Source organism: Corynebacterium tuberculostearicum (genome assembly GCF_046097255.1).
Taxonomy (GTDB): Bacteria; Actinomycetota; Actinomycetes; order Mycobacteriales; family Mycobacteriaceae; genus Corynebacterium; species Corynebacterium tuberculostearicum_J.
Map to the genome: position 1 here is coordinate 2,074,321 of NZ_CP175770.1, position 13,249 is coordinate 2,087,569.

The window sequence follows — 13,249 nt, forward strand, 5'->3', positions numbered from 1 at the left end:
CTAGCGGGCATGACTTCTGCATCCGCACGTGGCCTAGCAACCATTACCCATGACGGCACCGTCTTGGACGTATGGTTCCCGGCCGTATACACCGATAAGAACGTAGAGACCACCGAGACCAAGCGCTTGGAAGAGGTTCCCCAGCAGTTCTCCGCGCTGGCAGGCCCGGACGAGGAGCGTGGCGTGGCCCGCGTCGCCGTTGAGACCTCCATCAAGGATCTGGATGACGCCCCCGTCGATACCTACGATGCTTACCTGCGCCTGCACCTCCTGTCCCACCGCGCGGTCAAGCCGCACGGCCTGAATATGGACGGTATCTTCGGCCACCTCAATAACGTGGTCTGGACCAACTACGGTCCGTGCGCCGTGTCCGATTTCCAGATGGTGCGCGGCCGCCTGGCCTCCCGCGGCCCGGTCGTTGTCTACTCCGTGGACAAGTTCCCCCGCATGGTGGACTACGTTGTGCCGTCCGGCGTCCGCATTGGTGACGCAGACCGAGTGCGCCTGGGCGCCCACCTGGCTGAGGGCACCACCGTCATGCACGAGGGCTTCGTCAACTTCAACGCCGGCACCCTGGGCGCCTCCATGGTGGAAGGCCGCATCTCCGCGGGCGTCGTCGTGGGCGATGGCTCCGATATCGGCGGCGGCGCATCCATCATGGGCACCCTATCCGGCGGCGGCAAGGAGGTCATCTCCATCGGCGAGCGCTGCCTGCTCGGCGCCAACTCCGGCATCGGCATTTCGCTTGGCGACGACGCCGTGGTCGAAGCCGGCCTCTACGTCACCGCCGGCACCAAGGTCGCCGTCTTTGGCAAGGTCGCGGAAGCACTGGGCGTCGACAATGGCGAGAACGTCAAGGGCTCCCAGCTCTCCGGTGCCTCCGGCATGCTGCTGCGCCGCAACTCCGTCTCCGGTGCGGTTGAGGCCGTGGAGTGGAAGGCTGAGGCCGTCGCGCTTAACGACGAGCTGCACAAGAATTAACACCCCCGATTCCTATAGCCCAATCGGGCAAAATAAGATGGAGGAGTGACTGATAACTCCTCCACCCTCGGTTCTGGCCTGAAGGTCCGCCACCTGACGATGATGGGGCTAGGCTCCACCATCGGTGCCGGACTTTTCTTGGGCACCGGCGTCGGCATCTCCGCCGCCGGCCCCGCCGTGCTCCTCGCCTACGTCATCGCAGGCTTTCTGGCCATTTTGGTGATGCAGATGCTGGGCGAGATGGGCACCGTTATCCCCGCCTCCGGCTCCTTTTCCGAATACGCCGAACACGGCATCGGCCGCTGGGCGGGCTTTACCCAGGGCTGGATTTATTGGCTAGCCACCGTCGCCGTGCTCGGCGCCGAAATCACCGGCGCGGCCGGCTTCATTGGCTCTTGGTTCAACGTCTCGCCGTGGATTCCCGCCGCCATCTGCGTGGTCCTCTTCGGCATCGTCAACTTGCTGCGCGTGCGCAGCTTCGGCGAATTCGAGTACTGGTTCGCCCTCATTAAGGTCGTTGTCATCGTGGCCTTTCTCATCATCGGCGCGCTGCTCATCCTGGGCCTCCTGCCCGGCCATTCCTTCATCGGCACCTCCGTCTTCCTGGAGGACGGCTTCATGCCCAATGGCCTCGGCGGCGTCGCGGCCGGCCTGTTGGCCGTAGCCTTCGCCTTCGGCGGCATCGAGGTGGTTGCCATCGCTTCTGCCGAATCCGAGGACCCCGAGAAATCCCTGGTCAACGCCGTGCGCTCCACCATCTTGCGCATCTCCGTGTTCTACTTGGGCTCCGTCCTCGTCATCACGTTCCTCCTGCCCTATTCCATCCTGGGCGGCGCCTCCACGGCCGCGGAATCCCCCTTCACCATGGTCCTCGAGCGCGCCGGCATCCCGGGCGCGGCCGGCATCATGGAAGTCGTCATCGTCCTCGCGCTGCTCTCCGCCTTCAACTCGCAGATTTACGCCTCCTCCCGCATGATGCATTCCCTCGCCTCCCGCGGCGAGGCCCCGCGCATCTTCACCACCACCAGTAAAGACGGCGTTCCTACCACCGCCATCGGCCTGTCCGTCCTCCTCTCGGCCGTCATGGTCGCGCTCAACTACGCCGACACCGGCTGGCTCCTTACTTTCATGCTCAACGCCGCCGGCGCCTCCCTGCTCATCGTCTGGGTCTTCATCGCCGTCAGCCAGCTGCGCCTGCGCCGCCAGCTCGAGGCCCTCCATCCCCTCCCCATCCGCATGTGGGCCTTCCCCTACCTCACCTGGTTCGCCCTCGCCCTCTTTGCGGCCATCGCGGTACTCATGCTTACCGACGCCACCGCCCGCACCCAACTCCTCTCCGCCGCCGCCATGTTCGTGGTGCTCGCCATCGCCGGCGTTATCAATTCCAAGGTTCGCGGCATCAACCCGACCTCGACGCTGCCCCTCACCTAGCCCCTCGCCCCTGGAGGCACGGCTCGCCCACTCCCCTTGGCCCCTCCCCGCCCTTCGCGCTCACCGGCACGAGGCGGGGTCTCTCTTTTTCGTCACCTGGTGAGCGCCTACGGCGAGCTCTGCCCACGCCCCTCCCGTCGCGCTCACGGGGAGCACAAATCAGGGCCACCCGAGGCCGCCGGTGAGCGCGAAGGGAAGTTATCCACAGCTATCCAGACCACGCAGCGGAAAATCGCCCCCAACCCCAGGGTTATCCACAGGATGCCGCGACGCGCATAGCTACAGCTCAACACGACCGCTTAGGTTAAGCCCCATGGGGGAATGGACTACCGCGGAACTGCGCGGCCAAGGTTTGAGCAAGGATGCGATTCGTCGCAAGGTTCGCGAGGGGAAGCTCTTTCGCGTGCACAGGGGGATTTATACCGATGAATGGACGCCCTGGGCGGTGGCGCGGGCGCTGGCGCATGGGCTCAGCCGCATCCATTTCACGGGAAAGACGGCGCAGGAGATTTACCTCGGCCGGCAGCTGACATTTCCTCTGGAAGCGGAGGGACCGCGTACTTTGAAGGGAAAGAACTTTCGCGTTTCGCACTCGCGCCTCAGGGCCACACACAAGGTCGATGGCCTACCTGTGGTGCAACCGCTATGGGCTGCACGCAGAATTTCGCGTGCGTGCAGGTCTTTATTGGAAGACTACTACCAAGGAAAGCACGGCCCCGGCCGCCTAGAAGAGGACCAGCGGCGAATGAGGCGCGTCCCGAAGCCTCTAAAAGAGACGATACGACACTCGGCTATAGGCGCAGATAGCCCGCCGGAACGCACACTAAGCAGGCAGCTGCGCGCAGAAGGAATCTACCCCAAGCACAATGTTCTCATCGCCGGCTACCGCTTTGACCTGAAGATTGGCAAGTTGCTGGTGGAAGTTGACGGCTGGGAATACCACAAGCACAGTGTGGCCTTTCAAGCTGACCGCTCCAAACAGAACGCGGCCGTAGCCCATGGTTATACCGTTTTGCGCTTTACTGCCGACGACATCAATTACCACCTCAGCGAAGCCATCCTGCTTATCAAAGCCACTATTGAGGTGCTAAAAGGCCGCAACCCTGAGCTTCCGATCTCAGCAGCTCAGCCCTATTGGAAGTGGCATCTATGTGTCAGACATTTGCCTTAATGACAACTATCCTTTACATTAGGACATGTAAGCAAGACACACAGTAAAGGAGTCCGGATGGCCGACCACCCCAACATGGTCCGCAAGTGGCGCCGCTGGGTCGAATTATCACAAGCCGAACTCGCTGAAAAAGCCGGCGTCTCCCGCCAGACCATTGCCAATATCGAACGGGGAAATTACTCCCCTTCCGTGCACCTCGCGCTGGACATTTGCCACGAACTAGGAAAAACCGTCGAAGAAATTTTTGGAGCTGAACAACATGATTAACGCCATCGCCAATTACTCCCTCAAGGAAATCGATCGCGCAACCCGCGATGAATTCGAACGCGACACGCTCTACAAGGCCTGCGTAATCGGAATGACCCCAATCCCGTTCCTCGAACTCGTCGTCGCCGCAGTTCTGGCCTGGGTCCTTCCGGGCCAGATGTCTATGCTGAGCTTCCTCGCGCTCGTGCCGTCCATCGTGGGCAACTCCATCGGTTCTGCTTGGATGCGCAAGCGCGTGGCCACCCCGCTGGTCAGCCGCAATTGGGCGGCTATCGCCGTCTACCTCATCCCACTAATTGTCATGTTCGCAGGAATTGCCTATAACGCCTATGCGCCTGCCGACGGCCACGACCCCGTTTCCTATCTCATCGGCGCCGCCGTCGGTATCACCACGGTGCTCATCCTCGCCCCCTTCATTCGTCGCCGCCAGCACCGCCGCGACCAAGCTCGCCTCGATGCCGAGCTAGAGGACTAGTCCCACTCCGGCACCTCACCCCGCCCTTCGCGCTCACCGCGGACGGCGGGTTTTCTCTGATTTCGTTCCCCGTGAGCGCGACGGAAGGTACTGTGCCCTTCGCGCTCACCGCGGACGGCGGGTTTTCTCTGATTTCGTTCCCCGTGAGCGCGACGGAAGGTACTGTGCCCTTCGCGCTCACGGGGAGAAAGAAAAATCTCCGCCAGCCTGCGCTGGTGAGCGCGAGGGGCGGAGAGGAAGGAAATACGGGACCTAGCTAGGCTGGCTCGGTTTCTTCGACAAGTTGAGGCGTCTTCGGCTGCGAGCGGAAGGTCCAAAGCTTGTTCAAAATAAAGTTAATCGGCATAGCGACAATGATAGAAATGGCCGATGCCCAGTACACCTTTGTACGCAAACCGGTCGAATCATCCAGAATGTCTGAGGGCAAGTGCAGCGGCGAAGTCGGATTCATTAACAGTGTCGCCACAACTTGACTTACGATAAAAGCTCCAATTCCAGCGAGAAGGAATGGGAAGAAACCGCGCAGCCAAGACACCTTCGCCACCGATCGGAAAGTCCACATGCGATTCAGCTGGTAGTTCCAAGTGTTGGCGACCAAGAACGCAATGGTCAAAAACACATGGTACCAACGGATATGGAAAACAGAGCCGAAGAGATTGATGAAGGGGTCATCCGCCTCGATGCCGCCAGACCACCAAGTAATCTTTCTGCACAAATAGACCACAAAGAGATTAACCGCGGTACCCGAGCCGCCAACAATGCCGAATTTGAGAAACTGCCCAAAATTGGACACAAAGCGCGCGACGCTGAGGTCTGCCATGGGCCGCCTTTCTAGCCAGTGATTAAATAACTACTCGATTGTAGTTCTTAAGGCCTGGGAACTGAAAAATTGACGCTCGGAATGTGATAGAGGATCTATAAAAGTTATAGCCTCGTGGAGCAGGGCGAGCGGAGTTCGGAAATCATAGAGGTCGAGCTCGCGCGGGGTGGGATAGGTATCGTCGCCAAGCAGCGGGTGGCCGAGGTGATTGAGCAGCACGCGCAGCTGGTGGGTATGGCCGGTGCGCGGCCACATGGTCACCTCCCGGCCGGCCGCGCGCACGTACGTGGAGGTGAGCGTGCCCTTGGAAGCGACGAGCACCTGGCGCGCCCCGCGGGGCTTGCGCATGCGCAGGGTGATTTCCCGGTCCACGAAAAGCGGCTGCTTGACGACGCCCCGATACCTCTTCACCGCACTCCCCTCCAGGAAGATGCGCTGGTAGTCGGCGCGGGTTGCGGGATTGCGGGAGCAGATGACAAGCCCAGCGGTCAGGCGGTCCAAGCGGTGCAGGGGTACGATGTCGTCTTCGCCGAAATCCACGCGGAGGCGGGTTTGCAGCGTTTCGTGCTGGAGGCGGCCGTTGGTGGTCGTGGGCAGGAAGTGCGGCTTATCGGCCACAATGAGTTCGCGGTCGGCGTGGACCACGGAGTAGTCGAAAGGAATCGGGGGCTCCGGCGGCACCGCAGGGTGGTACCACGCCGGCACGGGACGCGGAAGCGCGGCGCCGGGCGGCAGCACCGTGCCGGGCGAAAAGGGAGAGTCGCCGGCACGGGCGGCGAAGTACTCCCCTTCCTCCGGCACGCGGCCGCGCAGGACCGTCTTGCGCGGTGAAATGCCCGCGCGGGCGGGAGGCCTGCCCGAATTAGGCACCGGCGAGGCGGTCCACGGCGGCATCGATGCGCTCATCGGTGCCATTGAGGCCGATACGCACGTGCTTCTCGCCTGCCGGGCCGTAAAAGTCACCCGGGGCAGCGAGGATGCCGCGCTCAGCCAGCCAGTCGATGGTCTCGCGGCAATTCTCGCCACGGGTGGCCCACAAGTACATGCCGGCATCGGAGTGGTCGATGGTAAAGCCGGCGTCGACAAGCGCGTGCATGAGCACCGCACGGCGGGAGGCGTAGCGGTTGCGCTGGAGGGCCTCGGTGTCGTCGTCGTTTAGCGCGGCGACCATGGCGGCCTGGATGGGACCTGGAACGATGAGACCGGCGTGCTTGCGCAGCTGGAGCAGCTCGGCGATGAGATCGTTATCACCCGCGAAGAAGCCGGCGCGGTAAGCGGCCATATTCGCGGTCTTGGACAGCGAATGCATGGCGATGAGCCCGGTGTTATCGCCATCGGTCACGCGCGGATCGAGGATGGACACCGGCGGATTATCGTCGTTCCAGCCCAGGCTCATATAGCACTCATCGGAGGCGATGATGGCGCCGTTCTCGCGCGCCCACGCCACGATGCGGCGCAGCTCCTCCACGCCGAGGACGCGGCCGGTGGGATTGGACGGCGAATTCAAAAAGACCAGGGAGGCATCCTGGAAATCGGAATCCGCGCGCAGCGGCGTGGCGCCGGCGAGCAGGGCGCCCACCTCGTAGGTGGGATAGGCCACCGAGGGGAAGGCGACGGTCTCGCCGCGCATGCCCAGAAGCGTAGGCAGCCAGGCGATGGCCTCCTTGGTGCCGACCACCGGCAGGACGCGGTCAACCTGCATGTTATAGCGGCGGGTGAGCGCGGCGGCGATGGCCTCGCGCAGTTCCGGGGTGCCGGCGGTCTGCGGGTAACCAGGGTTCTGCGCGGCTGCGGTCAACGCAAGCTGCACGCCCGGGGATACAGGGTCAACGGGGTTGCCCACCGAGAGGTCAACGATTCCACCCGGGTGGGCCTGGGCCTTCTTCTTGGCGCCGGCCAGCGAATCCCAGGGGAAGTCTGGAAGCGTCTTTCCTAGCGGTGTGCGTGCCATGTCTTACTCCTGATTCTGTGGTGGAAGCGCGGCAATCATCGGGACGTCAAAGTCCTGTGGCCCAAGGGCCGCCGCGCCGCCCGGGGAGCCCAGGTCATCGAAGAAGGCGGCGTTGGCGTCGTTGTAGTCCAGCCACTCATCGGGAACGTCATCCTCGTAGAAGATGGCCTCGACCGGGCAAGCCGGCTCGCAGGCACCGCAGTCCACGCACTCATCCGGGTGGATGTAGAGCATGCGCTTGCCCTCGTAGATGCAGTCAACAGGGCATTCCTCAACGCAGCCGCGGTCCATTACGTCAACGCAAGGCTGTGCGATCGTATAAGTCATGGAGATTCCTTGAAGCTTCCTGATTTCTCGGATTTGGGATGTTTAACAGTATGTCACTTCTGCTTGAAAAATGGCCAAACGCCCCCGCCAATCCCGGCCAAAAGCAGGAGCAGGCTGAGAATATTATTGGCCAAGAGCATGTCTCCTGTCATCGGTACGAGGAGCATGAAGGCAAAAAAGCCCAGGCACCAGACGATGAGCGGGATGGCGCCGACCATCGGCGCGGGGCTCCACAGCCGGGCGGTGCGGGTGAGCACGGAGTTGAACCACCACGCAAGCAAGATGGTGATGGGAAAAGCCACACTCGCCCCATTGGATAGCGGAATGCGGGCGGTGAGGTAGATGACCTCGAGGAAGACCGACAGCAAGGCGCCGATGGCCAGCCACACTAGCCCGGTGACCTGCTCGCCGCGGCTAAAATCCGTACGCATTACAGGCCGCCCAGCAGATCATCGGCTGGATCGCCTTGGCCCAGCTGGAAGTACTCGGCGCGCAGCAGGGGCATGACCAGCAGGTTGGATAGTCCATAGGCTCCGGGCACGTGCTCGGGTTCGTGCAGCGCGGCCACGGCGGCCTCGGGGTTAGTGCAGGTGGTGGAGCCATCGGCCACCCAGATTTGGGAGGCGTGGGCGCGCATGGCGCAGCGCTTGGCGTCAAGGGCGGCGTCGGAAAGAGCGACGGTGACATCGGCGCCCTCGTTGGTGAAATTGTCCAAGTATTCCTGGCTGGGCTTAGTCCACCCGGCCGGCGCATCGAGGGTGTCCAGGCCGGCATAGTTGGCGGCGCGTTCAAAAATGCCGTACCAAATGCGCGTGCTTGGCGACGCCGCCTTCATCACCGCCTCATGCACCGCAATGTGGTCCGGGTGCCCGTAGCCACCATCGGGCCCGTAGGTGAGGATGGCGTGGGGCTGGATGGCCTCGAGCTCGTCGCTCAGGAAATCCGCCGCCTCCTCGATGCGATTGACCAGTGCACGCGGGTTCTCATGCGAGGGAGAGCCCGCCATGCCAGAGTCATGGAAGTGGCCGAAACCGCCCAGCTGGATCCCCTTGACGCCCAGGGCATCGAGGGCATTGGCCAATTCGCGGGCGCGGAAACCGCCGAGCTGATCGTGATCGGCCAGGCCTTGGTAAGGTTCGCCGATGACCTCGCCGTCCTCGCCCAAGGTAAGCGTAATGACGATAACCTCGGCACCGCGTGCGGCCAGAGTTGCCAGGGTGCCACCCATAAAGAGGGTTTCATCATCCGGGTGGGCGTGCACCGCCACCACGCGGTAGCCGGTTAAGTCCTTAGTCTTCATCTATCCTCCAGCGGGGCGCGGTGATAAGACCCTCGTCCCAATCATCAATGCTTTGGCCGGGGCCTACAATACCCTCCCCGAGCGCGTGGATACGCGTCTCATCCACCAAAGGCACATAGAGGGCTTCTTTAGAGTTCACATCGCGAATGCGTCCGAGCGCTTCCTTCGGGCTCATGGCGCCGGATAAAATCTCCTCGCGAATCTCATCCGCGTTCTCCGGGCAGATTCCGGACAGGTCGCCGGCGAGCGGCTGCTTGTCATCGCAGCTGAAGATATTTGCCGCGGCCACCGAGTTCAGGGAGATATCCTCCCAGGTCACTACCGCATCCACCTCACCTTCGGGCAGGAGCTTGGAGGTGATCGTGGTCAGGCGCTCGGACACCACCTCGGCACCGATCCCGTGGGCTTCGAGGACGTCATAAAGCGTATTGGCCGCGGCCAAGGCCGTGGGGCTGGTGGGGTCTACCGCAAAGCGAATCGGCTTCTTACTCGCGCGAGTGCGCAGCGCAGTGAGGTCCGTGTCCTTACTTATAGGGTTATTCCCCGGTTGGAGGTTAGAAGCGCGGCCGGTGGCCAAGCGCGCGACCTGGTCCGTATCAATCAGCGAGGCCAATCCGCGGCGCGCTGCCCTTTCTTCCAGTGCTCCATCCGCAGTGGACATGTGCAGGCGCAGTTGGCGCGGGCGGGTCAGTGTCTTATCGGAAACATGTCCCAAAAGGCCCAGGGCCTCCTGCGAGGTTTGGCCCGGAGTGAAGTCCGCGAAACCAATCTGCCCGGAGCGCAGCATATTAAGCGCCTGGGTGCTATCGCGCACTTCGCGCAGCTGGATGACGTCCACCTGCGCCGGATTGGCACCCCAGAAGCGGTCGTTGCGGTTCAAGGTAATGACTCCGCGGCCGCGGTCCACGCTATCGACGAGGAAGCGCCCGGCCGATGCTGGAATCTTATCGGCTAAGGCAGAGCCAAAGTTATCGTCCTGCAGCAGGTGGGAAGGCAGCAAATTATGGAAAAGCAGGTGCCAATCTTTCACCTTCTGGGAAAAGTCCACGGTGACTACGCGGCCGCCATCGGAGGTATTGACGGCTGATATGGCGTGGTAGCCGGCGGGATCGCGCACACCAGCGGTGGTGGTCATCTGCTTCCACAGGTAGCTAAAGTCCGCGCCGGAAATGGGTGTGCCATCGGACCATTGTGCGGGCGAGGCAATGACGTAGCGCACTCGCTGCGCCACGCCCTTAGGAGCGGTGACCTCAGAGGCAGATTCGAGGATATCGGCGTCCCTTTGCCCATTGTGGAACGCCGAGGGCAGAACTAGTTCTGCGATCTGGTCGACCAGCTCGGAATTATTGGCCACCAAGTGCGGGTTCAATCCCGCGCGCAAGGGGTCCACGCCCACCGAGATGGTGGGGCGCTTGGCGGAGTCGGCATCCTGCGGCTGCTCTTCGTCCGGGGTAGCCGTGGTGGTGGTCTGATCTTCTTGCAGCGCGGAGGAATTTTCCTCCACCACCGGTGGTGGGCCGGGGTTAGCCGCGCAGGCGCTAAGTAGTGCAAGGCTGGCGGTGCTGAGTACCGCTGCGATTGCCGACGCCGCGCGCCTTGGTGAAGCCGGATTCTTTTTCATCGCGGACTACTTTAGTCCCTCTACCCCGCCGAAACGAAGATTATTGGCGCTAGACTCGGCCATAGACCGCAACTTTTAAGGAGGCCCCAATGCTCATCTGCCAAGAAATGTTCCTTCTACTGACCAAGGACAACGGCAAGCAGGAAGACTGGGTGTCCAATAATGAGGCCGCCCTGCGGGCCACCGTACTCACGGACCTGCTGCTGGGCGGTCACGTAGAGATCGGCGAGAAGAAAAGGGTGGAGACTACTCCACAGCGCCCAGAGCACCCCGTCTTGGCATGGGCTTGGGAGGAGCTGCAGCAACACAAGGCCACCAGCATGCAGAGCCTCTTGGAGGCCTCGTGGTTTACCCCGCGGGAAATCATCGCGTTGGATTTCCACGCGAATGGACAACTCGACGTGGAAAAGGCCAAGTGGTGGCAGATAAGCGGCGACCGCTACATCATGACGGACCTGGAGCTAGAAAAGGAACTGCGCGAACGGTTGGTTGCGGTGCTGGAGGCGCAGCGCCCAGCCGCGGTCAATGACGTCATTATTCTCGATATTCTCCGCGAGGTCAGCGGCGCCTATACCCTGCTGAAAAACGATGCGGAGGGAATGAAGCGCCGAGAGATGCGGGCACGCATTCAGGACATCAAAAAAGAGGTGGAGTATGACAAAACCGCCTCCTCTGCGGTCAAGGCCGTAGTTGAGGAGGCGGCAGCGGTTGCGGCGATGGTGGCCACTTCAGCAGCAATCACCATCACCTAGGGTGCGGCTTTTTACTTATTCATCTGCTTCTTGCGAGCAGCAGCACGCTTGCGGTCGGTAGCGGAAAGCTCCACCTTGCGCACGCGCAGGACGTCTGGGGCGACCTCGACGCACTCGTCGTTGCCACAGAATTCCAGTGCCTCTTCCAGAGACAGGGTGTGTGCCTTAGCCAGGGTGACCGTGGCATCCGCGGTGGCGGAGCGCATATTGGTCAGCTTCTTTTCCTTGGTGATGTTGATGTCAATATCCTCATCGCGGTTATTGGCACCAACGACCATGCCCTCATAAGCCTCGGCGCCCGGCTCGACGAAGAAGTTGCCGCGGTCAGCCAGCTGCATCAGCGCGTACTGGGTGATCTGGCCGGTGCGGTCAGCCACCAGGGAGCCGGTCGGGCGGGACTTGATCTCGCCGGCCCAGACATCCAGGCCGTCAGAGATGGAGTTAGCGATGCCGGCACCGCGGGTCTCGGTCATGAACTGGGTGCGGAAGCCGATGAGGCCGCGGGCAGGGACGCGGAAGATCATGCGTACCCAGTCGCCCTCGCGCACGTCCATGGCCTGCATCTGGCCCTTGCGGGCGGCCAGCAGCTGGGTGATAGCACCCTGGTGCTCGGACGGGGAGTCAATGGTGAGGATTTCGTATGGCTCGTAGGTCTTGCCGTCGATTTCCTTGGTCACAACCTGCGGCTTGCCGATGGTCAGCTCGAAGCCCTCGCGGCGCATGGACTCAATGAGCACGGACAGCGCCATCTCGCCACGGCCCTGGACCTCCCAAGCATCGGGGCGCTCGGTAGGCAGCACGCGCAGGGAAACGTTACCGATAAGCTCCTGCTCCAGACGGGCCTTGACCATACGTGCGGTGAGCTTATCGCCGCCGCCCTGGCCTGCCATCGGGGAGGTATTAACGCCGATGGTCATGGAGATGGCCGGCTCGTCCACGGTGATGCGCGGCAGGGCCTCTGGGTGCTCTGGATCGGCGATGGTGTCACCAATCATGACGTCAGAGATGCCGGAGATAGCAACGATGTCACCGGCGATGGCCTCCTCAGCGGGCTGGCGCTCGAAGCCAACGGTGCGCAGCAGCTCGGCGACCTTCACGGTCTTGGTGTGCTGGTTGCCATCCTCGTCGTAGTGGATCCAGGCCACCTGCTGGCCCTTCTTGATGCGGCCGGCGTAGATGCGCAGCAGCGCGATACGGCCCAGGAAGTCGGAGGCGTCCAGGTTGGTCACGTGCGCCTGCAGCGGGGCGTCGACGGTAGCGGAGGGCTCTGGGAGGACGTTGTAGATGACGTCGAAAAGCGGCTGCAAATCGTCGCCCGCAGGGACGTTGCCATCGCCTGGGTTCTCGGTGGAGGCAACGCCGGCGCGGCCGGAAGCGTAGAGAACCGGAAGGTCCAGCAGCTCCTCGGCGGCGGCCGCGGCTTCCTCGTCCTCCAGGCCGGCGGCGATTTCCAGCAGCAGGTCCTGGGACTCGGAGACAACCTCGTCGATGCGGGCATCCGGGCGGTCAGTCTTGTTCACGCAGATGATAACCGGCAGCTTGGCTTCCAGTGCCTTGGTGAGCACGAAGCGGGTCTGCGGCAGCGGTCCCTCGGAGGCGTCGACGAGCAAGACGACGCCATCCACCATGGAAATACCGCGCTCGACCTCGCCACCGAAGTCGGCGTGGCCCGGGGTGTCGATAACGTTGATAATCAGGTCTTGGCCGTCCTTGCCCAGGCCCTTGCGGTGGATGGCCGTATTCTTGGCCAGAATGGTAATGCCGCGCTCGCGCTCCTGATCATTGGAGTCCATGACGCGGTCCGTGTGTTCACCGTGGTCACCAAAGGCGCCGGACTGCTCCAGCATGCCGTTGACCAGGGTGGTCTTGCCATGGTCAACGTGCGCGACGATGGCAACATTACGGAACTCGGTATTACTCACTAGTGGGGTTCTCCTTCGGAGGATCTACAGCGCTTGCGCGCGCGAAATTGATCTTGAACGAGCTCCCACGATACCCCCTTAAAGGGCCAAGTGCAGCATTGGGGATGGCTTTACCCCGTAACGCACCGTATAGGGAGAGCGAAAACTCTTATAGATTGCCAAAATACTTGACACCGCCCTTGCCATCACTATCGTTACTGTAGGTAATATTGTTACAAATGTGACAACTGG

Annotated in this window: 14 protein-coding genes; 6 read left to right on the plus strand and 8 right to left on the minus strand. The window is 62.1% G+C overall.

The window, feature by feature from the left end:
- Window positions 1-9: 9 nt before the first annotated feature.
- The 5 genes from dapD to ACKFRY_RS09875 all read left to right on the plus strand — a co-directional run bounded on the left by dapD (window position 10) and on the right by ACKFRY_RS09875 (window position 4,325).
- On the plus strand, window positions 10-981 hold the full coding sequence (gene dapD, locus ACKFRY_RS09855) for a 2,3,4,5-tetrahydropyridine-2,6-dicarboxylate N-succinyltransferase (protein WP_150851324.1): 972 nt from the start codon (window positions 10-12) through the stop codon (window positions 979-981).
- Window positions 982-1,080: 99 nt separating this feature from the next.
- Window positions 1,081-2,412 carry an amino acid permease gene (locus ACKFRY_RS09860; protein ID WP_408923428.1) on the plus strand — a complete coding sequence of 444 codons (1,332 nt, stop codon included), beginning with the start codon at window positions 1,081-1,083 and terminating at the stop codon, window positions 2,410-2,412.
- Window positions 2,413-2,725: 313 nt separating this feature from the next.
- On the plus strand, window positions 2,726-3,583 hold the full coding sequence (locus ACKFRY_RS09865; protein ID WP_005323546.1) for a type IV toxin-antitoxin system AbiEi family antitoxin domain-containing protein: 858 nt from the start codon (window positions 2,726-2,728) through the stop codon (window positions 3,581-3,583).
- Between the two features lie 57 nt (window positions 3,584-3,640).
- On the plus strand, window positions 3,641-3,850 hold the full coding sequence (locus tag ACKFRY_RS09870; RefSeq protein WP_005323547.1) for a helix-turn-helix transcriptional regulator: 210 nt from the start codon (window positions 3,641-3,643) through the stop codon (window positions 3,848-3,850).
- The gene (locus ACKFRY_RS09875; RefSeq protein ID WP_179386321.1) at window positions 3,843-4,325 is read left to right on the plus strand and encodes a transcriptional regulator; all 483 of its coding nucleotides are present in this window, start codon (window positions 3,843-3,845) and stop codon (window positions 4,323-4,325) included. The genes ACKFRY_RS09870 and ACKFRY_RS09875 overlap by 8 nt, the downstream gene beginning before the upstream one ends.
- Before the next feature lie 256 nt (window positions 4,326-4,581).
- Here the strand turns inward: ACKFRY_RS09875 and ACKFRY_RS09880 are convergent, their stop codons facing one another.
- The 7 genes from ACKFRY_RS09880 to ACKFRY_RS09910 are packed head-to-tail and all read right to left on the minus strand — an operon-like array spanning window position 4,582 to window position 10,344.
- Window positions 4,582-5,145, minus strand: coding sequence for a GtrA family protein (locus ACKFRY_RS09880; protein WP_005323549.1), 564 nt, complete (start codon window positions 5,143-5,145; stop codon window positions 4,582-4,584).
- Window positions 5,146-5,175: 30 nt separating this feature from the next.
- Window positions 5,176-6,051 carry a pseudouridine synthase gene (locus ACKFRY_RS09885; protein ID WP_408922780.1) on the minus strand — a complete coding sequence of 292 codons (876 nt, stop codon included), beginning with the start codon at window positions 6,049-6,051 and terminating at the stop codon, window positions 5,176-5,178.
- On the minus strand, window positions 6,008-7,096 hold the full coding sequence (gene dapC / locus ACKFRY_RS09890; RefSeq protein ID WP_408921296.1) for a succinyldiaminopimelate transaminase: 1,089 nt from the start codon (window positions 7,094-7,096) through the stop codon (window positions 6,008-6,010). The genes ACKFRY_RS09885 and dapC overlap by 44 nt, the downstream gene beginning before the upstream one ends.
- 3 nt (window positions 7,097-7,099) lie before the next feature.
- The gene (gene fdxA / locus ACKFRY_RS09895) at window positions 7,100-7,423 is read right to left on the minus strand and encodes a ferredoxin (protein ID WP_005327491.1); all 324 of its coding nucleotides are present in this window, start codon (window positions 7,421-7,423) and stop codon (window positions 7,100-7,102) included.
- A 53-nt stretch (window positions 7,424-7,476) separates the two neighbouring features.
- A complete protein-coding gene (locus ACKFRY_RS09900; protein WP_005327488.1) occupies window positions 7,477-7,854 on the minus strand; it encodes a hypothetical protein in 378 nt (125 codons plus the stop codon).
- On the minus strand, window positions 7,854-8,723 hold the full coding sequence (locus ACKFRY_RS09905) for a PIG-L family deacetylase (RefSeq protein WP_250409669.1): 870 nt from the start codon (window positions 8,721-8,723) through the stop codon (window positions 7,854-7,856). Before ACKFRY_RS09905 ends, ACKFRY_RS09900 begins: the two co-directional genes overlap by 1 nt.
- Window positions 8,713-10,344, minus strand: a complete 1,632-nt coding sequence (locus tag ACKFRY_RS09910) for an ABC transporter family substrate-binding protein (RefSeq protein WP_250409670.1) — start codon at window positions 10,342-10,344, stop codon at window positions 8,713-8,715. The genes ACKFRY_RS09905 and ACKFRY_RS09910 overlap by 11 nt, the downstream gene beginning before the upstream one ends.
- Before the next feature lie 89 nt (window positions 10,345-10,433).
- Between ACKFRY_RS09910 and ACKFRY_RS09915 the strand changes: the two genes are divergently transcribed.
- Window positions 10,434-11,096, plus strand: coding sequence for a GOLPH3/VPS74 family protein (locus tag ACKFRY_RS09915; protein ID WP_408922781.1), 663 nt, complete (start codon window positions 10,434-10,436; stop codon window positions 11,094-11,096).
- An 11-nt stretch (window positions 11,097-11,107) separates the two neighbouring features.
- Here ACKFRY_RS09915 and typA read toward each other — a convergent pair whose 3' ends face one another.
- Window positions 11,108-13,018, minus strand: a complete 1,911-nt coding sequence (gene typA, locus ACKFRY_RS09920) for a translational GTPase TypA (protein WP_408922782.1) — start codon at window positions 13,016-13,018, stop codon at window positions 11,108-11,110.
- Between the last annotated feature and the right edge of the window lie 231 nt (window positions 13,019-13,249).

Excerpts from the sequence above, each read along its gene's own strand:
- ACKFRY_RS09860 (WP_408923428.1), top strand. The coding sequence starts at position 1,081 with ATGATGGGGCTAGGCTCCACCATCGGTGCCGGACTTTTCTTGGGCACC.
- ACKFRY_RS09900 (WP_005327488.1), bottom strand. The coding sequence starts at position 7,854 with ATGCGTACGGATTTTAGCCGCGGCGAGCAGGTCACCGGGCTAGTGTGG.
- dapC (WP_408921296.1), bottom strand. The coding sequence starts at position 7,096 with ATGGCACGCACACCGCTAGGAAAGACGCTTCCAGACTTCCCCTGGGAT.
- ACKFRY_RS09910 (WP_250409670.1), bottom strand. The coding sequence starts at position 10,344 with ATGAAAAAGAATCCGGCTTCACCAAGGCGCGCGGCGTCGGCAATCGCA.
- ACKFRY_RS09880 (WP_005323549.1), bottom strand. The coding sequence starts at position 5,145 with ATGGCAGACCTCAGCGTCGCGCGCTTTGTGTCCAATTTTGGGCAGTTT.
- ACKFRY_RS09875 (WP_179386321.1), top strand. The coding sequence starts at position 3,843 with ATGATTAACGCCATCGCCAATTACTCCCTCAAGGAAATCGATCGCGCA.
- ACKFRY_RS09865 (WP_005323546.1), top strand. The coding sequence starts at position 2,726 with ATGGGGGAATGGACTACCGCGGAACTGCGCGGCCAAGGTTTGAGCAAG.
- ACKFRY_RS09915 (WP_408922781.1), top strand. The coding sequence starts at position 10,434 with ATGCTCATCTGCCAAGAAATGTTCCTTCTACTGACCAAGGACAACGGC.
- dapD (WP_150851324.1), top strand. The coding sequence starts at position 10 with ATGACTTCTGCATCCGCACGTGGCCTAGCAACCATTACCCATGACGGC.
- fdxA (WP_005327491.1), bottom strand. The coding sequence starts at position 7,423 with ATGACTTATACGATCGCACAGCCTTGCGTTGACGTAATGGACCGCGGC.
- ACKFRY_RS09905 (WP_250409669.1), bottom strand. The coding sequence starts at position 8,723 with ATGAAGACTAAGGACTTAACCGGCTACCGCGTGGTGGCGGTGCACGCC.
- ACKFRY_RS09885 (WP_408922780.1), bottom strand. The coding sequence starts at position 6,051 with ATGAGCGCATCGATGCCGCCGTGGACCGCCTCGCCGGTGCCTAATTCG.
- ACKFRY_RS09870 (WP_005323547.1), top strand. The coding sequence starts at position 3,641 with ATGGCCGACCACCCCAACATGGTCCGCAAGTGGCGCCGCTGGGTCGAA.